Raw genomic sequence first — 24,935 nt, 5'->3', positions numbered from 1 at the left:
ATTAAACCAGCTTAAAGGACGCTTCCAGCGTGTCGCGGCTGTTCGCCCCCACGAATACCCGGAAGGAACCGGGATCGCTTGCGAAACCGAGATCGGAATGGTGGTACCGCAGCTGCTCTTCCGTCAACGTGAAGGTGGCGGTTTGGCTCTCTCCCGGCTGAAGCTCCAATCGTTCAAACCCTTTAAGCTCGCGGAGCGGACGGACGACCTCTCCCGCCACGTCGCGAACGTATAATTGAACCGTTTCGATTCCGGCCCGTTCTCCCGTATTGGTTACCTTCACTTGCACCGTGATCTGTTCATCCGCCTTCATTTCCGGGCTCGACAGGGTCAAATCGCTGTATTCGAAGCTCGTGTACGAAAGGCCGAACCCGAACGGCAGCAGCGGATCGTTAGGGCTGTCGATATATTTGGATACGTAACGTTCGTCCGATTTGGAAGGATCCATCGGGCGTCCCGTATTAAAATGGTTGTAGTATACAGGCACTTGGCCCACCGATTGCGGGAAGGACATCGTCAGACGCCCGGACGGGTTCACGCGGCCGGTCAAAATGTCGGCGATCGCCGCCCCGCCTTCGCTGCCCGGGAACCAGGCTTCAAGCACCGCATCGGCCTCGTCGAATATACCGTGCAAATCAAGCGGACGGCCGTTGAAAATGACGGCTGCCATCGGCTTGCCGAGCGCCTTCAGCTGCTCCGCCAGCTCGAGCTGCGCCTGAGGCAGGCGGATGTTCGTTCTGGAGCCGCCTTCGCCGCTCATCGCGGATTCTTCGCCCAGGGCCAACACGACGATGTCGGCGCTGCGGGCCGTTTCGAGCGCCGCCTTCAGCTGCTCCGGCGTCATGCTGTCGATGCCGCAGCCTTCGCTGACGGCAAGGGTTCCGGCGAAACGTTCCTTGAGCGCCGAAGCGAGCGGAGCCGCATCTTCCTTCTCCCCTACGCAGGACCACCAGCCGAGGATATCGTTGCTTTCCGCGAACGGGCCGATCAAGGCGACGCGGGCATCCTTTCGCAGCGGCAGCACGCCGTCGTTTTTGAGGAGAACGCTCGATTTGGCAGCCAGCTCATAGGAAACCCGGCGATGTTCCTCGCATAAAAGAATTTCCTTCTCGCGCCCCGGGTCTGCCGCGCGAAGCGGATTTTCAAAAAGTCCGAGTTTGTCTTTCAGGCGCAGGATGCGCAATACGGCTTCGTCGATGAGCGCTTCGTCCACCTTGCCGCTCTCCACGAGCTCCGGCAAATGGCGGACGTAACAAGGGGTCATCATCTCGATGTCGACGCCGGCCCGGATCGCCCGGTATGCCGCTTCGCGGTCGTCTTCGGCCGCGCCGTGCGCGATCATCTCCCGAATGGACGCCCAGTCGGAGATCAGCACGCCGTCGAATCCCCATTCGTCGCGCAAAATGCCGCGCATCAGTTTTTCGTTGCCGGTCGCCGGAATGCCGTCCACCGTGTTAAACGATGTCATGACCATTTCGCAGCCTTCGTCAAGCGCCGCTTTATAGGCCGGCAAATATTGCTCACGCAGCTGCCGCTCGGACATGTTGACCGTATTGTAGTCCCGTCCGCCCTCCGGCGCGCCGTAAGCCGCAAAGTGTTTCACGCAAGCCGCCAGCCGGTCGGTTTCCTCTTTCAGATTGCTTCCTTGATAACCCCTTACGAAGGCGCGGGCAAACAATCCGTTGAGATAAGGATCCTCTCCGGTCGTTTCCATGACTCTTCCCCAGCGCGGATCGCGCACAAGATCGACCATCGGCGCAAACGTCACGTGAATGCCGGATACGGCCGACTCTTTGGCGGCGATTTCCGCGCTTTTCTCCGCCAGCTCCAAATCCCAGGAGCAGCCGATGGCGAGCGGGATCGGGAAAATCGTTTTAAAACCATGCACGACGTCCGCCATAAACATCAGCGGGATTCCCAGCCGGCTTTTTTTCAGGTACGATTGCTGCACGTCGATGACCGCCTGCGCCCCGGAAAGGCCAAGCACGGAACCGCTGCCGGTAACCATCGGCTCGGTAATTCCCATTTCCTCCATCGGTCCGGTCACTTGACCTTCGTTGTCCGTACCTTCGTGAAAATGGGCGGTAAGCTGAAGCAATTGAGCGATTTTCTCTTCCAGCGTCATTTGTTGTATAAGGCCTTTTAATTGCTGAATATCCATACAGTTCCCTCCACTACCTGCTCAAACATTCAAGCGGGTTTTTTCTCTTTTTTTGCTGTACAGGCGCCTGGGCCGAAAATTGCTTCATTATATATGAAAGATTTATAGAACGCCGCGAGCCGTGGGAGACTCCGGCATTCTTTCTTCTTTCTCAGGAGCTTGCGCAACATCCGCCGCCCCGGAAGCGGGCAGGACGGATAGATTTTTGTTTCCATCCGCTTGTGCAAACTCCTCAATCAGAAGAGATGGGATGACTTCGTCTCTTTCACGAGGCCGGAAGCCCGCCGTCCCTGCTGGAAAATAGAGGGCTTTCCGGCCGTCATGAAGAGAAGAACCCGGCTGCACCCTAATGCTGCACACCGGGTTAACGGACGGAGGTTTGGGGTCAAGGTCAACCCCCTCGCCCATCGTCCTTTTTAGAGATATCTTTACTTGGCGAATTTGCTGTTCAATTCATCCAGCACCGGTTGAACGAGGGATTGCTTGCTTTGCACCCATTTCTTCCAGTTGGTTTCCAGATCGCCGCTTTGCAGAATCAGGTTGGCATACTCGTTTTGATATTCGAACGTTGCTTGGCTTTTTGCTTTGGAATCATACAGCTGTACGTCCCAATCGTAAGTCGCCAGCTTGCCGCCTTCTTTGCCGAGTTTCGCTTTTTCTTGGAAAAGCTGCACGGCACGGTCGCGGTATTCCTTTTTGATCGCCGGGTTCACGACGCTGAAGTCGTCGCCCAGGACATACAGGCCTTCAAAACGCGCAGGATATTTGTCTTCGAGCGTCGTTCCTTCCGGAAGCAGGCTGACCAGCTCGTTTTTGTCGTCGTATTTCCAATCTTTGCCCTCGAAGCCCATGTTGACGAGCAATTGTCCTTCTTTGCTTGTCGAGTAATCGAGGATGTCCATGATGCGTTCAAACTTCTCTTGGCTGATGTTCGGCGAGAAGATCAGGGACGACCAGAAATTGACCTGCTCCAAGTTACGGTATTTGCTGTCATCGCCGAGAACGATGGCCGTGTGGACCAGTTCGTCGCTGCTGACGCCCAGGTTTTTCTGCATGTTTTTGTCCAGATCCTGTCTGTACGAAGCCAGGCCGCCGAGGGACATGATGCCGGCTACGCCTTTGACTCTGAAGTTGTCGGTGCCTTCGTTGTTTTTCCATGTGTAAAACTCAGGATTCAGCAGGCCTTCTTTATACGCTTTTTGCATCAGCTTCAGGCCGGTCAACGTTTCCGGATCCGCCGGACCCCAATGGAATTTGCCGTCTTCGCCTCTGTAGAATGCGGATTCCACGCGGGAGTGTTCGCTGTTGGCCATGATGATGTTCGTCAGGGCATCGTCCGCGTTATAAGACATCGGAACCAGCTTGGAGCCCAGTTTGCCCGGATCCTTCTCTTTGATCAGCTCGGCATAATGAATCAGCTCGCTTGTCGTGTATGCGTCCTTCAGCTCGAATCCGACGGCTTTCGCCCAGTCTTTGCGCAGCGCGATGACGCCGATTTGGTTCACGAGCGGGTCGGCCGGTTTGTTTTGGTAGTAGACCGGTTTCGGCAGAATGTACGTGCCCCCCGTCAGCTCTTCCAGTTTGTCGCCAAGGCCCGTCAGCTTGTAGGCTGCGGCTACGTTCGGCCAGCGTTCCTTCCAGTCATCCGGGAATTTGTACAAAAGTCCTTGGTCCACGTAATTCATGAAATCGCCATGCACGTAGTTCCAGCTTGCCACGTCAGGCAGGTCGCCGGAGTTGATCCACAGGCGGAGTTTTTCCGGCCAGGAATCCCATTGCACGTAGTTGTAATCCCACTCGACGTTAAACTTGTCCATCCAATATTTGTGGAATTCGTTGTCCAGCACGCCGTCCTTCACTTCGGTCGTCTGCGCGACGGAGATTTTCAGCTTGTCCTTGTAGTTGCCGTCCGCGTCTTTTTCGTTGCCGCCGGATGATGCCGAGTCTTTCGAGCAGGCAGTGACCGTCACCATAACCGCCGACAGCGCGACGGCCAGGAGAGGTTTAAGCAGCTTTTTGGTGTTCATGTTTTTCCCCCACTTTGATCAGATTTTTGCAATTAAAAATCTATTGTGTAATCAGGTCTTGATAGCCCCTGTCAACACCCCTTTGGCGAAGTGCTTTTGCAGCATCGGGAAGAAGCACATAATCGGCACCATCGATACGAAAACCGAAGCCATCTTCATTCCCGTGGAAAAACCGGATTTGTTCAGGGCGTCCACGCTGGACGCGTTCGAAACGTTTGTCGAGGATTCGACGATGATCGTTCTTAGGACGTTTTGCAGCGGCAGCATCTCCGCCTTTCGCAGGAAAATCATCGCGTCGTACCATCCGTTCCAGAAGGCGACGCCGTAGAACAGCGTAATCGTTGCCATGATCGGCGCGGCCAGCGGCAGCACGATGGAGAACAGGATCTTCCATTCCCCGGCTCCGTCGAGTCTGGCGGATTCCATCAGCGATTCCGGGAGGCCTTGGAAATAGTTCATCATCAGGATCATGTTGAAGGCGCTGAAGCTGCCCACCAGGATGACGGACCACAAGGTACCGGTCAGGTGAAGCGACTTCATGACCAGGTAAAGCGGCACGATCCCGCCGTTGAAAATCATGGTGAACAGAACCAGGAAAAAGATCAGCTTTTTGCCCGGAAATTTGTCCCGGCTCAGGCCGTAGGCCATCGTGCTTGTCAGGAACAAGCTGAGCGGCAGCCCGACGACGAGAATTTTGATCGTATTCCAGAAGCCCGTCAAAATCCTTCCGTCATTCAACAACGCCTTATAAGCGTCCAGCGTCGGATGCTTCGGAAACAGCATCATCGGGTTATCGGCGTATTCTTTTTGCGAAGCGAACGAAATCGCGATCACGTTGATAAACGGGATGAGGATCATCAAGGACAATATGATCAGGACGACCAGCAGCGCATAGTCGAGAAAGGTCATTTTGCCGATCCGGTATTTATGCCGTTTTGCGGTAGCGGTACTCATCTGTTATTCACTCCTTTCCTAGCGGAACAAGCCGTCTCCGCCCATCATTTTAGCCACTCGGTCGGCGGCCAGCAGCAGGATCATGTTCACAAGGGAACGGAACAAGCTGACGGCGGTCGAGAACGAGAAGTCCGTCGAGGACTGGAACGTAATGCGGTAGATGTATACGTCGAGCACCTGGGACACGTTTTGCGTGGCTGCGTTCGCCAAGTTGAAGATCTGGTCGAAGCCGGCGGACATCAAACCGCCCACGTTAAGAATGAACATGACGGTAACGGTCGGAAGAATGTTCGGCAGCGTAATTTTGAAAATTTGCTGCATCCGCGAAGCGCCGTCGATTTGGGCCGATTCGTACTGGTCCTGGTCGATGCCGGAAATGGCCGCCAGGAAGATGATCGCGCCCCAGCCGGTCGACTTCCAGATGTCGGTGAGAATCAGCATCGGCAGGAACATGTTTTCCGAGCCCAGGAAGTTGATCGTAGGCAGCCCCATCAGCTGCAGCGCGCTGTTCAGCAATCCGTCGTAGGAAAGCACGTTGATGACGATCCCGGAAACGATGATCCAGGACAAAAACTGCGGAAACGTAAATACCGTTTGGAACAGCTTTTTCGTTTTGCGCATCCGCAGCTCGTTCAGCAGCAGCGCAAGAAGGATCGGGAACGGGAACGTGATGACCAGCTTGATGATATTGACGTACAGCGTTCTCCACACGGCCTGCGCAAAGGTTGGATCGCGGAAGACGTATTTGAAGTTTTCGAAGCCGACCCAAGGGCTTCCCCAAATGCCCTCGTTGGCCTTGTAGTGCTTGAACGCCAGCGACAGACCGCCCATCGGCAGGTAAGCGAACAAAATCAACCAAACCAGGCCGGGAATCAGCAGGGTATAGGTCATTCGGTGCTTCCAGATTTCCTTGTACCAAGGAGTCGCGGAACGCGCTCGTAATTTTTTGTCAGGCCCTAAGGCTGCGGGTTTCAATTTGCATCGCCTCACTCTACATATTTCTTTTCGTTGAACAGGAAGTCGAAAGCCGTTTTCAGGTGCCTTTCCCAGAAAAGCCAATCATGGGCTCCCGGGCCTTCCACATACGCGAATTCGAACGGCGTGTTCCGCATGTAATCGGCGAACTCCCGGTTCATCCCGATAAAAGGATCTTCGGTTCCGCAGCAGCAAAGGACCGAAGGGAGCGGCCCGCCTTCGTCGATACGTTTCGCAGCCAGCGAGTACAAGTCCTGGTCCGGCTTGACCTGAAGGTCCGGTCCGAATACCGCCTGCATCTCCTTCGCCATCCCCGCTTCCATGTTCGGATCGCGGAGTCGCTTTTGGATATCGGTAACGCCGGATAAGGATACCGCTTTCGCATACCGGTCCGGATAGGTCAGGGCGCATTTCAAAGCACCGTACCCGCCCATCGACAAGCCGGCCACGTAGGTTTTTCCGGGATCCTCGTTCAGCCGGAGCAGCCGGCCGCAAAGGTCCGGAAGCTCCTGCGTCACGTAGCGGAAATATTCGAGACCGTATTCCATGTCCGTGTAGTAGCTTCGGTTGGCTTCCGGCATGATGACCGTGCAGCCGTATTTGGCCGCATACAGCTCGATCGTCGTCAGGCGGTGCCATGTACTGGCGTTGTCCCCGGCCCCGTGAAGAAGATAAAGCGTGCTGCTTGCCGGAACGCCGGCATCGACGGGCGAGATGACATGAATGTTGGTGGTCATCCGCAAGGCAGGCGAGCCGGTATCAATCGTTAAATGCGCCATATGTAACCCCTTTCAATCGCGTCTTTTTATAACATACAGTTGCAAAATTGGCTTTATTGTCTTTCGTCATTGATTAAACTTGCAAAATTCGACAAAAATCTCGGACGACTTGGCGAAACGTTTCTTTCATGCTCAAACCTCTCCCTTAAACGTCCAAATAATGCCTATTTTCCTGTAATGTTCGACCTTAGAGCCTCTAGCAATCCATCGTTCCAGTATTTCGTATAGACCGTTTTCTTTGTTTGTAAGCGATTCATTCGAATCGTTTCGATAACATCATAATCCCCTTGTCACCTCATGTCAACTATCTTTTTCTAAAACCTCTTTCCATGACATGGAATGTTCATCATTCTACTAAAACGATCCATTTCTGGTCTTGATTTCAGCAGGAAAGCGATTGCCTGTGCGAAGTTGACAGGGGCATTCTCTTGTAATAAATTCTAGTTTAAAAGAATATCATGGAAACGTTTCTATGAAGAAGAAAGAAGGCTTAACATGTCTATATCGTTATCCGGTTTCGTGGATCGCGTATCGGGCCAACGTTTAAACGTGCTTTCGGCGCGCGTGCTTCAACATGGAGCGCCTGCCGCGGCATGGGACTTGACCCGGGATGAGCGCCGGCTGCAGCACTCGGTGAGCAAATCCTTTACGTGCATGGCGGTCGGGCTCGCGATTGCCGAAGGCAAGCTGTCCCTCGACGCAAAGCTTCAAGATTTTTTTCCGCAGTATGCCGGAGGGCATGTTGGCGCGCCCCCGGACATGCAGCCCGGGGAACTGACGCTGTACAATCTGCTCCGGATGTCTTCGGGCCATGATTCGCCCCCGCTGTGGGCCGAAGAAAGAGCGTCCCTCCAGGAAAAGGATTGGGTGAAATATTATATGTCCTTGCCGCTGGACAGGCCTCAAGGGGAAAAATTCACGTACAGCAGCGGCGACACGTTCGTTATCTCCGCCCTGGTGCAAGCCGCTGTCGGCGAAACTGTCAAAGATTATTTGACGCCCCGCCTGTTCGAGCCGCTTGGCATAAAGGACGTCAGTTGGGAGACCTCCCCGCTTGGCGTAACGCTCGGATGTGCGGGACTTTCCATCAGCAACGAGGAGCTCAGCCGGTTCGGGCAGCTTCTTTTGCAAAAAGGGATGTGGGAAGGCAAGCAGCTGGTTCCCGCGGAATGGATCGAATTTGCGACCCGCAAGCAGATCGACAACGAGGGCAGCCCGGATTGGAGCCAGGGTTACGGCTGCCAGTTCTGGATGTGCAGGCATGACGCTTACCGTGCCGACGGCGCGCACGGGCAGCTGTGCGTGGTGATTCCCGGCAAAAACGCCGTGATCGCGGTCAACAGCGAGGAAGACGACATTCAAGGGATTCTTGATGCCGTATGGGCGGAAATTTTGCCGCAGCTGTAATGGGGAGAAATGAGGATTTTGCAGCGGGTTGCTAAGAAGCCAGCCGGATTTTCGGCTGGCTTCTTTGCGGATGCGGCTATAGATAAGCGGTATACAGTATAATATGGGGCGTACATACACGCCTTGAGTGGGCGCACCCTTCCGAAAGGGGGTGGTGCGATGAACATTTCGTTCGACGAAGTGGATCACTGCGCGTAAGCTGTTCTCGAATTCTAACGGTTGTGACAGCGCCTATGTGGCTTCAAATGGTTCTCTGTAAGTTCTAACGGTTACCAATGGGGTTATTTGCAAGATTACCATAAGAAGTTCCACCATAATGCCCAAATAACGTCAACCAGAACCGTTAAAATAGCATAACCTCCATATTCCCGGCATTAACCGCTGTGGCAATCGTTAGAAATTTACTTCCCTACTTTGACTTGCCTCCTCACCTTGACTACAACTCTTCGCGTCCAATTGTACCCTCGATTCCCTACATCTCCTCACAATCAATTGGTCTTCATGGTTCCTTATATATCTTTGCGTTCAATGGTCTTTTTACTGGACTGTCAATAGTAAATCAGACAACTTTTTTAAGGGGCTTTGCTTTGGCTTTTTAGCAACTGCAAAGAAAAAAAGAGAAACCCGGCGTCTCCAAGACGTGGATTTCTCGACAATCTGAGTCACTCGCAACGACTGGCACCCGTCCCATGTCGGGGTACACCCCTTTGGGCTGACTGCGAAGCTGATGCTCCCGAAGCTTATCCTCCGACGTACCCGGTTCGAATCCCTCGGAAATTAAAAAAGCCACTCTCAACGAGTGGCACACGTCCCATGTCGGGGTACACCCCTTTGGGCTGACTGCGAAGCAAATGCTCCCGAAGCTTATCCTCCGACGAACCCGGTTCGAATCCCTCGGAATTTAAAAAAGCCACTCGCAACGAGTCGCACCCGTCCCAGGTCGGGGTACTCCCCTTCGGGTTGACTGCGAAGCAAATGCTCCCGAAGCTTGTCCTCCGACGAACCTGGTTCGAATCCCTCGGAATTTTAAAAAGCCACTCGCAACGAGTGGCTCCCTCCCCAGGTCGGGGTACTCCCCTTCGGGTTGACTGCGAAGCAAATGCTCCCGAAGCTTGTCCTCCGACGAACCCGGTTCGAATCCCTCGGAAATTAAAAAAGCCACTCCAATGAGTGGCACCCGTTCCAGGTCGGGGTACACCCCTTCGGGCTGACTGCGAAGCTGATGCTCCCGATGTTAATGCTCCGACGAACCCGGTTCGAATCCCTCGGAAATTAAAAAAGCCACTCTCAATGAGTGGCTTTGTACGTCCCAGGAGGGATTCGAACCCCCGACCGACGGCTTAGAAGGCCGTTGCTCTATCCTGCTGAGCTACTGGGACTTGTTATGTAATAGAAAAGCGATGCGTTTATTATTATAGCGCATTTCTCGAAAAATTCAAAGGGAAATTTTTAAAATGAATCATCGCCATCTTCGCGGGGTAATATGATAACAGCAAACCCACGTCAAAGGAGTTTTTGCAATGCGTCAATTGCTGTCGGCCTTATCGTATTTCAGCATCTTTTTCGCACCGTTTCTCCTCCCCCTTATCATCTGGATCGCATGCAGGGAAGATTCGTATGTCGCCATGCATTCGAAACGGGCGCTGATCTCGCACATCCTTCCTTTCGTCGCTGCCTTACCGCTGCTTTTTCTTACGTTCGGCGCGGAGCATTTAGGCTCGGTGCTTGGATATATCATTTTGTTCATCATCATCTACTTCGGAACGTTCATCTACAACATCGTCAAAGGCATTCAAGTCCTTCGCGAATACGCGTAGCCGAAAAATCCCTTCCATTATATGTAACATTATCCAACCCAAAAACCTCCGATCGCCCGGAGGTTTTTGCGTTTTCAGGGGTACCTACTTATTGCCAAATCGTCTTGGGTTTTGCGGCACAGCCAAATTTCTGTCGTTTTTACTCAGGACTTCGTCAGCAAATTCAGTCTGGTGGGCATACTTGTTGCCTTTCGTCTTTTTGTACGTCGTTGCCACTTACGCTCACCCCCCTAAGCATAGTATGGGATGGGATGCAAACCGCTATGACCTTCAATATCTGGCTCGCCTTACAGCTCTTCTTGGGCAAACGGCAGCGAAAATAACCGTTCCATCCCGCGACATCATCCCGCTTCTTGTGACAAGTTCTGGCGGCGACCTGCGCCCGGACAGACATTTTATGCCCTTCTTCGGCATATAACTGTATCACTTTCAGAAAATGAGGAATTTGCAAAAGAAAGGATGATCCGTCATGTGCGGAATAACCGGTTTTATTGAATGGAGCGGCGATTTGACGCAGCATTCGCAGACTCTCGTAAAAATGACGGAAACCTTGACACCAAGGGGACCGGATGCCTCGGGAACCTGGATTTCGGGCCCCTGCGCCTTCGGGCATCGGAGGCTCAGCGTCATCGATCCGGAAAACGGGGCACAGCCCATGCTTGTATACGATGATGAGGATTTATACACCATAGTATATAACGGGGAGTTGTACAACGCGGCCGAGCTCAAGCAGGAACTGAGAAAAAGAGGACATCACTTCCGGACGAATTGCGACACGGAAGTTCTTTTGGTCTCCTACATCGAATGGGGGCCTGCTTGCGTCGACAAGTTTAACGGCATTTTTGCTTTTGCCATCTGGGACAGCGTGCGGGAACAGGTCTTCATGGCCCGTGACCGGCTAGGCGTCAAGCCGTTTTTCTACAGCCTGATCGGCGGCACGTTCATCTTCGGCTCCGAACCCAAAGCGCTGCTTCAGCATCCCAAAGTCGAACCGGTCGTCGGGCCGGAAGGTTTGGCGGAAATTTTCATCATCGGACCGGCACGTACGCCGGGGCAAGGCGTATACCGCGACATCCAGGAGCTGCGCGCGGGGCACGCGATGATATTCAGCCGCCAAGGTTTACGCACGTATCCGTACTGGAAGCTGGACAGTTACCGGCACGAAGAAGATACCGAAACGACCGCCGCGCGGCTGCGCGAGCTCCTTCAAGATACGCTGGAGCGGCAGCTTGTCTCCGATGTGCCGGTATGCACGCTGCTTTCCGGCGGCCTCGATTCCAGCGCGCTGACGGCGCTTGCCGTGCAGTATTACAACCGGACGGGGCAAGGACGGATGGATACCTATTCGGTGGACTACGTCGGCAACGACAAACATTTCAAATCCCACGCCTTTCAGCCGGGAGCCGATGCTCCGTGGATTCAGCGCATGGTCGAAGAGCTTGGCACAAGGCATCATTTCATCGAATTCGACACGCCGGAGCTGATCGAGTCGCTGAACAACTCCACCTTGACGCGGGATTTGCCCGGCATGGCGGACGTGGACGGTTCCCTGTACCTGTTTTGCCGGGAAATCAAAAATGGCGCCACCGTCGCCGTCTCCGGGGAAGCCGCGGACGAAATTTTCGGCGGATACCCGTGGTTTCACCGCGATGACATGCTGAATTCGGGCACTTTTCCGTGGGCCGTCGCCTCCGACATGCGCGCAAGCCTGCTTTCCCCCGAAATCCGCGAGTGGACGCGGCCGCTCGAATACCTCGGGGACCGTTACGCCGAAGCCGTGCGGGAAGTGCCCAGACTGCGCGGCGAAACAGGCAAACAGGCGCAAATGCGCGTGATGTCCTATTTGAACATTACCCGCTTCATGCCGACGCTGCTTGACCGCAAAGACCGCATGAGCATGGGGGTTGGCTTGGAGGTCCGCGTACCGTATTGCGACCACCGACTGGTTCAATATGTGTGGAATATCCCGTGGGACATGAAAATGACCGGAGGCCGCGAAAAAGGCATTTTACGCAAAGCGCTGGAAGGCGTTCTGCCGGAAGACGTGTTGTACCGCAAAAAAAGCCCTTACCCGAAAACCCATAACCCCGATTTCCTGGCCGCCGTCAAACAGCAGGTGCTGGACATTCTCGACGACCCGTCATCGCCGATCCTTCCCCTCATCGACCGGAATAAAATCCGCGAAATCGCCGCTTCCCCCGAAGCGTCAACGCATTTGCCCTGGTTCGGCCAGCTGATGTCCGGTCCGCAATTGTTCGCTTATTTGGCCCAAGTCAACCATTGGCTGAAAACCTATCATGTATCGATCAAATAAATAACGCCGACGCCACCAGGCTTCATTCGACATCGTATCCGTTTGGGATCGGAGGTTACGCCTCCATGGCGCTCCATGCAAAAAAGCCCGTTCGCCGGAACGGGCTTTTTGCCGTTTTGCCGTTTTGCCGTTTCTAAGATGTGAAAGTGACTTGCATAGGAAAGAAAAGCTTTAACCGATAACCCCTTTGGACAAAATCAAATTGCCGTAAAGCGCCTTTTCCCCGGTGGCCACCACCGCATAAGCCTTTTTGGCGCGTTCATAAAAATCGAAACGTTCGATTTCCGCAAATTCGATGCCTTGTTCGACCCGATCCACCAAGCCCCGGTACACGTCCCAGACGGGGGTCTCCACCGGATCGCCGGGGGTCACCTGCATCAGCATGACGGGATGGGTCAAATAGCGGTTCAGCGGAAAAAGCTCCAGCGTCGCCGCCAGCAGCTCGGGAATGCCGTGCCCGTCCGCGCGGACCAGGCGTTTGGCCGTCGAAACGGCGGGAAAATTCGCGTCCGCAAACACAATTTCGTCGCCGTGTCCCATCTCGCATAAAACTTTCAGCAGCTCGGGGGACAGCAGCGGGGATATCCCTTTCAGCATGAGGAAGCCTCCTTTATGTCCTTCACATCACATCCCCTACTAATTACGACGTCGAACCGGGCATTCCTCCCCGGATGGAACAATATTGCCGGCGGTATTTCAGCGGGGACATGCCCGTCACTTCCTTGAATACCCTTCCGAAATGCGTCAGGCTCTCGAAACCGACCTGGCCGGCCACCACCGCCACTTTGTCGTTCCCCGCCGCCAGCAGCCCCTTCGCTTCCTTGATGCGCACATGATTCACGTATTCGGTAAAGGTATATCCCGTGCTTTGGCGGAACGTTTTGCAAAAATAAGACGGACTGATGCCATAACGTTGCGCAATATCCGCGATCGTCAGCTTTTCCTGATAATGGCGGTTGATATAATCGACGATCTCGAACGTTTTATTGCGGACGGAATGGACCAGCGGCTGCTCCGCGGATGCGGCATTCGTTTTTCGGCGGATAAACAGCAGCAGCTGATACAGCAGCGTCTTCAGGCAGGACTCGTATCCTTCGGGCTTTTCCGTAAATTCACGGATCATGTGATCAAAAAGACGTTCAACCAGCCCCCGCTCCTGCACGGAAAGCTTAATGAACGGCAGTCCGCGGCTAAAACCCGACATGACGTCGACGGGCATTCCTTCCGAAAACAGATCGTCCAAAAACTCCGTTTTGAACTCCAGCGTCACCCGCTCGAAGCTTGCCCCGCCGGCATTCACCAGTTTATGAATCTCGTTCATATCGATGACGAACAGCGCGCCGCTGACGGCCTGATAGGCCCGATCGCCGATGAAATAACAGATGTCGCCGGAAACCAGATAAAAAATTTCGTATCCGTTATGGTAATGCCGGGACGGCATGCTGGAGCGCTTTTTCCTTTCCCTGTCGATGTAAAACCGCGAAGCTTCGTAAAATTCCATGTCGGCCGCTGCCCCCCTTTCCTAGCGTCGATGACAAGATATGTAGAAAAACTCTAATCAAGGCGAAGATTTGTAATGAAAATGATCGTATCATGCGCTATGGTAAGTGGCAAGACGAACAAATTCAGGAACGGAGGTATCATCATGAAATTCGACCTTCATACGCATCACGCCCGGTGCGGGCATGCCCATGGACATATTCGCGATTATATCGCGGCTGCCGTCGGCAACGGTTTATCCTGCATCGGCATCTCGGACCATACGCCGTTTTTCGCCGAAAAGGAAGATCACCCTGCCCCGGAAGCATCCATGGCAACATCGGAGTTTCCCGCATACGTTCGCGAAGTGCTGGAGCTGAAACGGGAGTTTGCCGGGCAAATCGAGGTGCTTCTCGGCGTAGAAGCCGACTTTATTCCCGGCTCGGTGGACGTATACCGGAAGGTGCTGAATGATTATTCCCTGGATTACATCATCGGCTCCGTCCATGATTTCGCCGGGGTCAGCCTGTACGATGCCGAGCATTGGGAGCGGCTGACGGAAGCGGGCAAGCTCGAACTGAAAAACAGCTACTACGACTACATCTCCCGCTCAGCCGAAACGGGACTGTTCGATATTTTGGGACATGTGGACGCCTTGAACCGGTACTTCCCGGGGTATTCCAACCTTTATACGGAAGCCGCCGAACGCACGCTGCGCACCATTGCCGCCCACGACGTCGCCATAGAGATCAATTCGTCGGACGACCTGTGGGTTCCGGGCCCCGACCTGCTGGAGAGGGCGTTTTATTACGGCGTCAAAGTCACCTTCGGTTCCGATGCCCATGAACCGGCACGCGTCGGCGAACATTTTGAAGCCGTCGCCCGGCAGCTCTACGACATCGGTTACCGGGAATGGGCCGTGTTCAAAAAACGCAAACGCATCATGCTGCCGTTGGAACGGTAAGCGAAAAACGAAAAGGCGTGCCCCTGCGGCACGCCTTGCCCATTCCAGCCGTATTAAATGCGCACGTCGGCCACGACCGGATAATGGTCCGACGGCATTTTCCCGTTCTGATGATCCGCGATCGCCCCGTAATTCAACACGCGCACCGGGCCGGCAACGAAAATAAAATCGATCGGGCTTTCGAATTCGATCCCATGTTCAGCCTGCGGCTGCAAAAACTTGGGAAACATGCGGGCGGCCACTTCCCTGGAATCGAACCCCTGAAACGTAAACGCTGGCCCGAAATGCCGATAATCCGCCTCTTGGCCTGCATCCCGCAGCATAGCCGGCTCCGGCTGCCCCTGGCCGGTGAGGACGCGGTATGGCACCGAATCGGAAGTCACGTTGAAGTCGCCCGTCAGCACGGCCGGCCGATCCGCCGCCAGCTCCTTGATCCGGTCCACGATCAAATGGGCGCTTCGCTCGACGGCCACCTTGCCGATATGGTCAAAATGGGTATTCAAGTGCAGGAAGGTCTTGCCGGTATAACCATCCTGAAATTCAGCCCATGTCACGATCCTTCTGCAAGCGGCGTCCCAGCCAAGCGAACCCGGTTCCTCCGGACGCTCCGACAGCCAGAAGGTATCTTGGCGCAGCGGCTTGAGCCTTTGTTTGCGATAAAAGATGCAGGAAAACTCGCCGTCTTTGTCGCCGTCCTCCCTGCCTACGCCAATCCAGCCGTATTCGGGCAGCAGCGCCTGCAAATCCTCCAGCTGTTCGTACAGCACCTCCTGCATGCCCACCAGATCAGGACGGTGAAAACGGATGATCCCCGCCACCAGCTCCTTGCGGCTGCCCCATACGTTTTCGCCTTCCCGATCGTACGCGTTTTTGATGTTATAGGACATGCAGCGCAGGTCAAGTTCCAGGTTCGCTTTCTCTGCAGACATTCCCCTCACTCCAATCAATGTCGATTTTTCATTCCAATCTTCCCCATCATAGGGACATTAGCTTTTGACGTCAACCAGCCGGAAACGTTCGCATACGAGCGGAATGTCGTCCGAGAATGCCTTACCAAGCCGGTTCAGCTCTTTCGTAAAAAATTGTTCATGCACCTCCCGCCAATACCGATACGTCCGATCCCCCTCGCCTTCCGCCGCTGCAAATTCCTCCGGAACTTCATTCATCGGCATCACGTTGACTTCGACGGTTTGGATGATGGCGACGGGCAGATTCTTGGCATTCAAAATAATGCTGTAATCGCCGACCGCGGGAAGCGGCTCCCCTTCGGCTTCATAACAGGCGAGTGCGGAACAGGTTGCCGTTTTGATCCCGCTAATGACCAGCCCGGCCAGCTGATCCGGATCGGCTCCGAACGGCCAGGCGCTTACCGACTCCGGTTTGTCCCCGCCCCGCTTGTCCCAATATTCATTCCAATACGCTTGCGCTGCTTCGTTCATGCGTTCCTTAACCTCCCATGCTTTGAAAAAGCTCTATGGTCAAATCATATCATGCCGGCCATGTCCATGCGCAAAAAAAACCACGGCAGCCGCAAACCCGACTCGCCGTGGTTCCTTTACGCTTTAAACTTATGACGCCGGCTTAAACCTTCGATTCCTGCTCCTGCAGCATGCCGATCAATTTCCGCAAAGCGGCCCCCCGGTGGCTGATGGCCTGCTTTTCCTCCACGGACAGCTCGGCCATCGTTTTTTCGTATTCCGGCAGGTAAAAAAGCGGGTCGTAACCGAATCCGCCGCATCCGGCAGGCTCGTCCGTAATCCAGCCGTCGACGTCCCCGCTCGCTTCGAGGTGGGCGCCGGTTGCCGGGTCGTACAGGACGAGGGTACAGACGAAACGGGCCGTGCTTAGCAGCGGCTGCTGCGTATCGTCGCCCATTTTTTTCTCCTCCAACATCCGCAGCAGCTTTTCGTTATTTTCCTGATCCGTCGCATGTTCCCCGGCAAAACGCGCCGAATAGACGCCCGGGCGCCCGTCCAGCTCGTCCACGCACAGGCCGGAATCGTCCGCGAGTACCGGCAGGCCAAGCGCGTCCCCGACCGTCTTCGCTTTTTTCAGCGCGTTGGCGGCAAAGGTTTCGCCGTCCTCCACGACCTCCGGCAGCTCCGGATAGTCGAACATGCTTTGGACTTTTTTGCCGAGTTTCGCGAAAGCATGCTCAAATTCCTTAACCTTCCCCTGGTTCCGGGTCGCGACGATAATCAGATCTTGATCCAGCTTCATTCCTAAACCTCTCTTCCCGATTGGCCCGAGCCAATCATGAGGGCGATCGGTCCAAGCGCTTCCTTTTGTTTCTCGATCAACTGCAATATCCCCCGTTCCCCAAGCTCCAGTAGCTGGTTCAGCTCCTGGCGGGTGAACGGGCTTTCCTCGCCGGTCCCCTGCAGCTCGACAAAAGCGCCGCCGCCGGTCATCACGATGTTCATGTCCACCTTGGCCGTCGAGTCTTCCTCATAATTCAGATCCAACATCGGCTCGCCGTTGACGATGCCGACGCTGACCGAAGCCAAAAAGTCCGTAATCGGAAACGCCGGCAGCCTGTGCTGCTCCGCGATCTTGCTTACGGCGATGGCCAGCGCCACGAAGGAGCCGGTGATGGAAGTCGTCCGGGTGCCGCCGTCGGCCTGAATCACGTCGCAATCCAGCGTAATGGTCCGCTCGCCGAGTGCGCGAAGATCAACGACGGAGCGAAGGGCCCGGCCGATCAGCCGCTGAATTTCCATCGTCCGGCCGGTGAGCTTGCCGCGGGCGCTTTCCCGCTGGTTCCGGGATTGCGTCGCGCGGGGAAGCATCGAATATTCCGCCGTTACCCAGCCCTTGCCTTGTCCCTTCAAAAACGGGGGCACCTTCTCGTCTACCGTTGCGGTACATAATACTTTCGTGTCCCCCATTTCGATGAACACGGAGCCTTCGGCGTATTTGTTCACGTTTACTGTTAAATTCATCGGCCTCAGCTGGCTTTCGCCGCGTCCGTTTGATCTCATGTTTTCTGCCTCCTACATTTGCGCGTCCTGTGATATAGAACGGGCTGAAGACGGCTTTTCGGCCGTTTTTCAGCCCATCTATACGATAGCAAGTTTTATTTTATCAAAGTGTCGGCATAAAAGCACCCCGGAAAGGCGCTTACAGCGGAATCTCATTGATGTACTCGGGTTTGGAAACGGGCTTGCTGTAATCCCGGGTATCGCTGATGCCTGTAATGCGGGTCTGTCCGTTCATGTCGATTTTGACCTTCGCGTTGTTGGCGTTTTCGGACACGGTCAGCACGACGGATTGGAGCAGCTCATCCGGAATCGGATCCTCTTTTGCGAACATGTCGTCCTTCAGCGAAACGGTCACCGTGCCGTCTTTTTCGGTTTTCACCGAATCCACGGAAGTGCCTTGCGTCATGACCATCTCGAGGCCGTCGTTTTGCTGCGGGCCGGCAATCAGCTCATGCAGCGCCGCGCTTACCTTGTCTTGCCCGGGCTGCACGAGCCGCGTGACGGGGACGTAATAAGAATAGGTGCCGTCCGGCGTAATTGTCGAAAAATAGACCGTCACCGGCGTCGAATTCGTCAGGCTGGCGCCGTCGGATTTTTGCAGATTGATGCCGAAGCTCCGCGTGAGCGGCTGATTGATTGGCGTTTTGTTCTGCGGCATTTCCGTCAACCGCTGGCCTTCGACCCACAGCTCCACTTTTTGCACGCCCGGGAATCCGGTTGCCGTCCAAACGACGGCCTCCAATATTTTGCGCTCATCCTGCGGATTATATTGGTTAAACGCGCCGTTGAATTCCACGACTGCCGTTTTTTGCTCCTTGTCCACCGACAATTGCGTAATCTCCGTTCCTTTCGGCAGGATGCCCGCAAATCCCTTAGGCACGTATTTGGAATAGGCTCCTCCCGAGACAAGCGCCGTAAGCGCCTGCTTCAGGCTGTCCTGGTCTTTGGCTTCGGGGATGCCGAGCGACACGGGGGCGAGCAGCCCTTTATCGTTGGCCAAATAGACCGTTGTTTTGGGACCTGTTTGCTCCCCGTTGTTCGTCGAGGCCGGGCCGTTCGCCATGTTCAGCATTTGCTGCTCGATGTCGACCGGCGGCTTGTCGATGTCCATGGAAGATTGTGAACCAAAGAGGCTGCATCCGGACAACAACACAGGTACAGCCAGCAATCCGGCAACCGAAATGCCGCGAATTTTTTTAGCCTTCGTCATATTGATGGTTCCTCCTAATCATTTTGTACAGTTTGTACTACCATGTATACGAGCCCCTGCCGCAAAAAATAACAGCCGGTCCAAATAAAAATCCGCGGCAAAACAGGGCCTTCCTTTAAGGATTTGCGCGGTGCCCCGACAAAGGCCGGAAAAGTATAAAAAAAGCCCGGACCGAATACATAATTGGTTAAAACTGGACAAACCCTAGGGAGGGACGTACAATCGTACTATTACGATAAGCATACAGCGGGGGGATAAGATGAGTGATCCGAACAACGAAAAAATACCTTACAGCCTGAACAGCCGGAAGGTAGCCAGCGCTACCCGGGAATGGCTGCATAAAAGGGGCGTCAAAGTGGAAGAAATCGCGGAGCTTGTCATGCTCCTGCAAAACAAATATTATCCGGATCTGACGATGCAGGAATGCTTGGACAACGTGGAAAAGGTTCTTGCCAAACGCGAGGTGCAAAACGCGGTGCTGACCGGCATCCAGCTGGACGTGCTCGCCGAAGAAGGCAAGCTGATTTCCCCGCTGCAGGAAATGCTGGTCAATGACGAAGGTTTGTACGGCGTGGACGAAATATTAGCATTTTCCATCGTTAACGTGTACGGCAGCATCGGTTTCACCAACTACGGTTACATCGACAAGCTGAAGCCGGGTATCCTGGAACGTTTGAACGACAAAAGCACCGGCGAAACAAACACGTTCCTGGATGACATCGTCGGCGCGATTGCCGCGGCGGCAAGCAGCCGGATCGCGCACCGGAAACAAGCCGAACGCGAACGCCAAAACGGAGAGCCCGAACCGGAGCTGCCCGAGGATTAAAACCAAGCCGGCGCTGCCGGAGCGAACTTAGAAAGAGCCGTCCCGAAAGGTCTTGGACCCCGGGGCGGCTCCTTTTCGATGTATGGATCACGCAAGGCGGAAATAGATTCCGCCGCCTTCGCCCGTCCATGATTCGATCCGTCCTCTGCGTTCAAGCTCCCGGGCATGCGCCAACGTTTCGCACATCGCAAAACGCATCTGGTGAATGCCGAGCTTCGTGCCAAACAACGAAACGCAAAGCCCGAACCCCGTGGCGGGAGCTTCCTCCAGCAGACGCTCCATCTTGGCAAGCCTCTCTTCATGATGCAGCAGCAGCGCCTCCAGCCGCTCTTCGAAATGCGTAAAAGGGTTGCGGTGCCCCGGGTAAGCGGTAGAGACCTCCAATGTTTTCAGCTTCAGCAGCCCTTGCATAAACGATTGAAGCGGCTCCGGATCGCTGCCCGGCATCAGGCTGACGTTGGGAGAAATTTGCGGCAGAACGGCATCCCCGCAAATAAGATGGCCGGTCTCCGGATGGTAAAAGGAAAGATGCCCCGGAGCATGGCCCGCCGTTTCCATCGGCAGCCACCGGCGCCCGCCCATAACCAAAAGCCGATTTGCATCGATAAAAGCGACCTCGGGCATCGGGGTAACCTGCGGGATAAATCCGTTCAGATGGGCTTCCAGCTGGCCGGCCCATTCTTCCGGCATGCCATGGCCGCGGAACAGCGCCGGCAAATCCCGGTTCATCGTCGAACCCGGTCCCCACATCAGCTGCGCCTCCCGGTAAGAACGTTCCGACATCCATACCCGGCAACCGGACTGCTCCTGCAGCCACCCGGCACAGCCGAGATGATCCGGATGGTGATGCGTCAGCACGATTTGCCGGATGTCGGCCGGCCCGATCCCCAGCTCCGCAAAGGCTTTTTTCCATTCTTCCTCGTTCCCGGGCGTCCGCGGCCCCGGATCGACGATCGTCATCCCATCAGGTCCGGGCAACAAATAGCTGTTTACCCAGCGCAGCGGAAAGGACATCGTTATTTTGACTTGAATGATTCCGTTTAAATGATCCGTTATCTCCGGCATGTTCACTTTGGATTAAACCTCTTTTCACGCTTGCTTGGAGCTTTGCGGGCGGCGTCCGACGAAGATCTTCCGCTCGGATGTGTGCTCCTCGTAGCCTTCGTCTTCGTCGTATCCGCCATGGACTTCGTCCACGGCAAGACCGGCATCCGAGAGCATTTGCTTCATCTGCTCCAGCGTATACAGCTTGACGCGTTCGTGATACTGGCGCTGAGCGCCATCCCCTTGCATGGGAGTAATCGTAATGTCTTTGATGACGAAATCGCGTTCGATGCGGCGTTTTTCGACGATCCGCTGCCCCTCCGCCTCCCTCTCTGATTCCGGCACCAGATGGGAGCGGACATACGGGGAGTTCATAAAATCAATGATGAACCGGCCTCCGGGCTTCAGCATCCGGTAAATTTCCCTCAGCACTTTCAGCTGCTCTCCGTCCTCGCGGAAATAGCCGAAGGACGTAAACAAATTCAGCACCGCGTCAAAGCCTCCGTCAAGCGGAAGGCGGCGCATATCGGCCTGATGCCACTCGACGCGCCCGCGGTCGTCGGATTTCCGCGCTTCGCGGAGCAGCACGTCCGACAGGTCGACGCCGCTCACGCGGTAGCCACTGTCTGCCAAAGCAAGCGCATGGCGGCCGGTTCCGCAGCATAAATCAAGCACCCGGGCGCTTGGAGGCAAATCCAGCCAGGAGATCATTTTTTTGACCTCCCGGGCCGCGCCCTCCGCATCCCGGTGTTTATAAACGAGCAGATAGTCTTCTCCGAAACTTTTTTCATACCAGTCTTTGATCATGGCGGCCTCCTGAGACGATAGCAGTTTATGTATTACTTAACCGCGGTTGATCATATTGTACCCAGGCGGCCGGATCTTCAAAAAATGGCTCCCGCTCGCATCCTACCATTCAGCTTAATGCATCTTCCCGATCTTGCCAAGGCGAAAACGGCTCGTTCTGCAGGCCGTTCAGGCGTAACATCGGGCGACAAAAAACGTTATAGATACATATCGATGAAATTGCGGAGGGATATTTATTCAAACGAAAAAATGTTGGCTGCTCCTGCTTCTTTGTGTGTTTCTATTGGGAGGATGCGCCGATCGTAACACGATGAACGGACCGCTTTACGAAGGAAAGCCCTTAACCATCGGCATCATCGGAGAAGCGCCTGAAGTGAGGGAAACAAACGTCTCTTTTGTGCCTTTAGGGCTGGAGGAGATGGCCAAAAATCCGGAGCAGCTGCCATCGCGGTTCGACGCCGTCTTTATTATGAAGGATTATTTTCGCGAGGCCTCGGAACCGAAAAATAAAAAAGCGTTCAAAGCGGAGAACATTCCTTTTATCTTCATTAAACTGGATAAATTGATCGCTGCATACACCGTAGAGGAATTAAGCTATGATGACGTTCCGAATGCTTTTAGCAACCAATTTGCCTTCGGAATTTATCATCCCCCTGGCGGGGAAGAAACTCATTGGGGATTCGGATTGTACAATGACACCGAAAACGAAACCAACGTCAAAACGACGTACTCAACCATATTCCGGACGATCGAGTCCAAAAGCTTGGATTAATCCTATATCAAAACGAAAAGCCCGGAACAGTCCGGGCTTTTTTGCCATGAATAAAGTCTATTTTTATGTTACCCCTGCGTGCCGGCCGTCTCCAGCTTTTGCTTGCGTATGCTCGAAAGTTTTTTGCCCCAGGTCAGAGACAACACAAGACTCAGCACCAAAATGACGGCCCCGAAGGAATACGGCAGATTCATATGAACGTCGAACAAAATGCCGGCGAGCGCCGGCCCAAAAATATTGCCAAGGCTCATGTAGGCGTTGTTCATCCCCATGACGAATCCCTGCTCCTCAGGCCCGGCCATTTTGGACAAAGCGGTGTTGATCGCCGGTCTCATGATGGACGTAAACGTGAAGAAGATGAGGATGAGCAGCATGTTGTACCAGAAGTTGCCCGAAAGCAGCATCAACACCATCATCATTGCCGACACCAGGAAGGACACGTTGATCAGCTTGTTTTCGCCGAAACGAAGCAGCAGCTTGTTGATCACCGCGCCTTGAATGACGACGCCGACGAGCGATCCGACCGTGATGATGACGGAAATTTCCTTCGTGGTATACGCATATTTGTTGTCGACGTACAAGCTGAAGACCGCCTCAAAATTGACGAGACCGAAGGTCAGCGTAAATACGAGAATCAAGTAGATAAAATACGGCGCCTTCACGGAAGCGACCAATTGTTTCAAGATGCTTTCGCGTTTTTGCTGCGACGCTTTGGCTGCCTGACGGCGTTCCACCGACAGCGTTTCTTTCAGCATGAAAAAAGACAGGACGGTGGCGACCGCCGCCACGAGAGCCGAAATGTAAAACGGCGCGCGCAGGCCGAGATCCGCCAAAAAACCGCCGATGCCCGGGCCGATCACAAAGCCGAGCGACATCGCTGCCCCAAGCAGCCCCAAACCTTTGCCGCGCGTTTCCTCCGTCGTGCTGTCCGCGACGTAAGCCATCATGGCCGGAATCATCATCGCGGCGCCGATGCCGCCCAAAAAACGGGAAGCGTAAAGCATCCACATGACGCTGGCGACGGCAAACATAAATTGGGAGACCGTAAACAAGGCCAGCCCCAACACGATCATCAGCTTGCGGCCGTATTTGTCGGCCCATTCACCGGCCAGCGGCGAAAACAGAAACTGCGTGAGTCCCGAGGCGGCAATCAAATATCCCGCAGCCGTTCCCCCGGCGTGGAAATCCTCCAGCAGTTTGGGCAAAATCGGAATGACCAGCCCGATGCCCAGCATGGCTATAAACATATTAATCATCAGTACGTACAGCGACCTGTTTATTTTTGAACCGGATGACATGAAGTATAGTTCTCCTTTTCCTCGTTACGGATTTTTCTTTCTCTAAATCCTTGCATCTCTAATCTAAATAACGTTTGATGCCGGGCAGCGCGGCCAAGCGGCCGGCAAGCTCCGAGAGCGCCCCGACCTGCAGCAGGTTATGCAGCATCCCCTGCACGATTATGCGCCGAGGCGAAGAGCTTTTCAGCTCATGGTCGAGCATCAGGATCGAATTGCGGATATCCTGCTCTTTTTTTCCCGATTCCCCTAGGCAATCGGCTTTACGGTACAACCGGCAAATCAGGTTTTCCACATTGTCCGTCTCAGGCTCCGGCATTTCGCACAGCAAATATTCGGGGTAGTTATGCACGCCAAGGATCGGTTTGACGCCGTTATCGCCCATCAACCCTTCCGCCATATATCCCAGCAGCTTCAATATATAACGGGACAGCTCGGTAATGTCGATCGCCACGTTTTCCAGGATGATCAGCACGCTGAACTGCTCCAGCAGAGCGAACATCGAAAAAACCAATTCCACCGCATACGGCTCGATCTCCGGCCCGTAGACTTGTTTGAACATCTGCTCGAAGTGCCGGATCATCCGCGCGCGCATCGAGCCCGACGCTTTCACGACCTCTTCGGTATACGCATTCGGGTTTTCCGTGATCAGCATCCGGATCAAATCCCGGTTCGCCAAAGATTCGCGAAGCTGCAGCTCGATCTGCTGTCTCAGGCTGTCCGCCGAATCGCCGTGTTCGCGGTTCATGCTGGCCTGAAGTTTGACGTAAAGCCGGTCGTTGATCATATGGAAAATGGACAGCAATAGCTGGTCTTTCGATTTGTAGTGCTGGTACAGCGTCGCTTTGGACATGCCGCAACCCTCGGCGATATCCTGCATGGTTGAACCGTTGAATCCCTTCCGGGCGAAAATATGGATGGCTGCATCCATAATCTCCTGTTTACGGTCAATGGACATGGCTTGTTTTCACTTCCTCTTGGTTTCTTGCCGCCCTCGAAAAAACTATATGGTTTTGCAACTGAACGATATAGTTTTATCGAGATTTTAACCGTTCGCTTCCTCCCCGTCAAGAGAAAGTTTTCAATTTCGACAAGGGTTTAAAGCGACCCGATTTCTGGCAGA

At 54.4% G+C, this 24,935-nt stretch carries 22 protein-coding genes and 1 tRNA gene; 6 read left to right on the top strand and 17 right to left on the bottom strand.

The window, feature by feature from the left end; translation table 11 throughout:
* Position 1: 1 nt before the first annotated feature.
* The 5 genes from MKY58_RS05965 to MKY58_RS05945 form a co-directional block, all read right to left on the bottom strand.
* Entirely contained in the window at positions 2–2,161 is a 2,160-nt protein-coding gene (locus MKY58_RS05965; protein WP_339323849.1) for a glycoside hydrolase family 3 N-terminal domain-containing protein, read from the bottom strand.
* Positions 2,162–2,589: 428 nt separating this feature from the next.
* Positions 2,590–4,188: an ABC transporter substrate-binding protein gene (locus tag MKY58_RS05960; protein WP_339323848.1), complete on the bottom strand. Its 1,599-nt coding sequence runs from the start codon at positions 4,186–4,188 to the stop codon at positions 2,590–2,592.
* Positions 4,189–4,239: 51 nt separating this feature from the next.
* The gene (locus MKY58_RS05955) at positions 4,240–5,142 is read right to left on the bottom strand and encodes a carbohydrate ABC transporter permease (RefSeq protein ID WP_212948027.1); all 903 of its coding nucleotides are present in this window, start codon (positions 5,140–5,142) and stop codon (positions 4,240–4,242) included.
* Between the two features lie 18 nt (positions 5,143–5,160).
* Entirely contained in the window at positions 5,161–6,117 is a 957-nt protein-coding gene (locus MKY58_RS05950) for an ABC transporter permease subunit (protein ID WP_339323847.1), read from the bottom strand.
* A gap of 11 nt (positions 6,118–6,128) precedes the next feature.
* Positions 6,129–6,896, bottom strand: coding sequence for an alpha/beta hydrolase family protein (locus MKY58_RS05945; protein ID WP_339323846.1), 768 nt, complete (start codon positions 6,894–6,896; stop codon positions 6,129–6,131).
* 495 nt (positions 6,897–7,391) lie between these two features.
* Here MKY58_RS05945 and MKY58_RS05940 point away from each other — a divergent pair, with 495 nt between their 5' ends.
* The gene (locus MKY58_RS05940; protein ID WP_339323845.1) at positions 7,392–8,303 is read left to right on the top strand and encodes a serine hydrolase; all 912 of its coding nucleotides are present in this window, start codon (positions 7,392–7,394) and stop codon (positions 8,301–8,303) included.
* 1,305 nt (positions 8,304–9,608) lie between these two features.
* Here the strand turns inward: MKY58_RS05940 and MKY58_RS05935 are convergent.
* A tRNA-Arg gene (locus MKY58_RS05935) sits at positions 9,609–9,682 on the bottom strand.
* Between the two features lie 141 nt (positions 9,683–9,823).
* Here MKY58_RS05935 and MKY58_RS05930 point away from each other — a divergent pair.
* A complete protein-coding gene (locus tag MKY58_RS05930; protein ID WP_036713566.1) occupies positions 9,824–10,120 on the top strand; it encodes a DUF4870 domain-containing protein in 297 nt (98 codons plus the stop codon).
* A 469-nt stretch (positions 10,121–10,589) separates the two neighbouring features.
* Positions 10,590–12,434, top strand: a complete 1,845-nt coding sequence (gene asnB, locus MKY58_RS05925) for an asparagine synthase (glutamine-hydrolyzing) (RefSeq protein ID WP_339323844.1) — start codon at positions 10,590–10,592, stop codon at positions 12,432–12,434.
* A 171-nt stretch (positions 12,435–12,605) separates the two neighbouring features.
* Here the strand turns inward: asnB and fucU are convergent, their stop codons facing one another.
* Positions 12,606–13,031 carry an L-fucose mutarotase gene (fucU, locus tag MKY58_RS05920; RefSeq protein ID WP_339323843.1) on the bottom strand — a complete coding sequence of 142 codons (426 nt, stop codon included), beginning with the start codon at positions 13,029–13,031 and terminating at the stop codon, positions 12,606–12,608.
* A 43-nt stretch (positions 13,032–13,074) separates the two neighbouring features.
* Positions 13,075–13,935: an AraC family transcriptional regulator gene (locus MKY58_RS05915; protein ID WP_339323842.1), complete on the bottom strand. Its 861-nt coding sequence runs from the start codon at positions 13,933–13,935 to the stop codon at positions 13,075–13,077.
* Between the two features lie 144 nt (positions 13,936–14,079).
* On the opposite strand from MKY58_RS05915, the gene MKY58_RS05910 reads away from it, so the two are divergent.
* Positions 14,080–14,877, top strand: coding sequence for a histidinol-phosphatase (locus MKY58_RS05910; protein WP_339323841.1), 798 nt, complete (start codon positions 14,080–14,082; stop codon positions 14,875–14,877).
* 53 nt (positions 14,878–14,930) lie between these two features.
* Here MKY58_RS05910 and MKY58_RS05905 read toward each other — a convergent pair whose 3' ends face one another.
* The 5 genes from MKY58_RS05905 to MKY58_RS05885 all read right to left on the bottom strand — a co-directional run bounded on the left by MKY58_RS05905 (position 14,931) and on the right by MKY58_RS05885 (position 19,068).
* A complete protein-coding gene (locus MKY58_RS05905; RefSeq protein WP_339323840.1) occupies positions 14,931–15,806 on the bottom strand; it encodes an endonuclease/exonuclease/phosphatase family protein in 876 nt (291 codons plus the stop codon).
* Positions 15,807–15,863: 57 nt separating this feature from the next.
* A complete protein-coding gene (locus MKY58_RS05900; protein ID WP_339323839.1) occupies positions 15,864–16,316 on the bottom strand; it encodes an ASCH domain-containing protein in 453 nt (150 codons plus the stop codon).
* Positions 16,317–16,458: 142 nt separating this feature from the next.
* Positions 16,459–17,097, bottom strand: coding sequence for an XTP/dITP diphosphatase (locus MKY58_RS05895; RefSeq protein WP_339323838.1), 639 nt, complete (start codon positions 17,095–17,097; stop codon positions 16,459–16,461).
* A 2-nt stretch (positions 17,098–17,099) separates the two neighbouring features.
* On the bottom strand, positions 17,100–17,858 hold the full coding sequence (rph, locus tag MKY58_RS05890) for a ribonuclease PH (RefSeq protein ID WP_036713558.1): 759 nt from the start codon (positions 17,856–17,858) through the stop codon (positions 17,100–17,102).
* A gap of 139 nt (positions 17,859–17,997) precedes the next feature.
* A complete protein-coding gene (locus tag MKY58_RS05885) occupies positions 17,998–19,068 on the bottom strand; it encodes a GerMN domain-containing protein (protein ID WP_339323837.1) in 1,071 nt (356 codons plus the stop codon).
* A gap of 259 nt (positions 19,069–19,327) precedes the next feature.
* Between MKY58_RS05885 and MKY58_RS05880 the strand changes: the two genes are divergently transcribed.
* Positions 19,328–19,894 carry a phosphatidylglycerophosphatase A gene (locus MKY58_RS05880; RefSeq protein ID WP_036713556.1) on the top strand — a complete coding sequence of 189 codons (567 nt, stop codon included), beginning with the start codon at positions 19,328–19,330 and terminating at the stop codon, positions 19,892–19,894.
* A gap of 87 nt (positions 19,895–19,981) precedes the next feature.
* On the opposite strand, the gene MKY58_RS05875 is transcribed toward MKY58_RS05880, so the two are convergent.
* The gene (locus MKY58_RS05875; protein ID WP_339325066.1) at positions 19,982–20,959 is read right to left on the bottom strand and encodes an MBL fold metallo-hydrolase; all 978 of its coding nucleotides are present in this window, start codon (positions 20,957–20,959) and stop codon (positions 19,982–19,984) included.
* Between the two features lie 24 nt (positions 20,960–20,983).
* Complete coding sequence (locus tag MKY58_RS05870; protein ID WP_339325065.1) at positions 20,984–21,742, bottom strand: methyltransferase domain-containing protein; 759 nt, start codon at positions 21,740–21,742, stop codon at positions 20,984–20,986.
* A 313-nt stretch (positions 21,743–22,055) separates the two neighbouring features.
* Here MKY58_RS05870 and MKY58_RS05865 point away from each other — a divergent pair, with 313 nt between their 5' ends.
* Positions 22,056–22,517 (top strand): hypothetical protein, encoded by a 462-nt coding sequence (locus MKY58_RS05865; RefSeq protein ID WP_339323836.1) that lies wholly within the window; start codon positions 22,056–22,058, stop codon positions 22,515–22,517.
* Positions 22,518–22,585: 68 nt separating this feature from the next.
* On the opposite strand, the gene MKY58_RS05860 is transcribed toward MKY58_RS05865, so the two are convergent.
* On the bottom strand, positions 22,586–23,815 hold the full coding sequence (locus MKY58_RS05860) for an MFS transporter (protein ID WP_339323835.1): 1,230 nt from the start codon (positions 23,813–23,815) through the stop codon (positions 22,586–22,588).
* 58 nt (positions 23,816–23,873) lie between these two features.
* A complete protein-coding gene (locus MKY58_RS05855) occupies positions 23,874–24,770 on the bottom strand; it encodes a TetR/AcrR family transcriptional regulator (RefSeq protein ID WP_339323834.1) in 897 nt (298 codons plus the stop codon).
* Positions 24,771–24,935 lie beyond the last annotated feature (165 nt).

Origin of the sequence: Paenibacillus sp. FSL W8-0194 (assembly GCF_037969745.1) — a bacterium.
Taxonomy (GTDB): domain Bacteria; phylum Bacillota; class Bacilli; order Paenibacillales; family Paenibacillaceae; genus Paenibacillus_AQ; species Paenibacillus_AQ cookii.
This window is presented reverse-complemented; position numbering and strand designations above follow the sequence as displayed.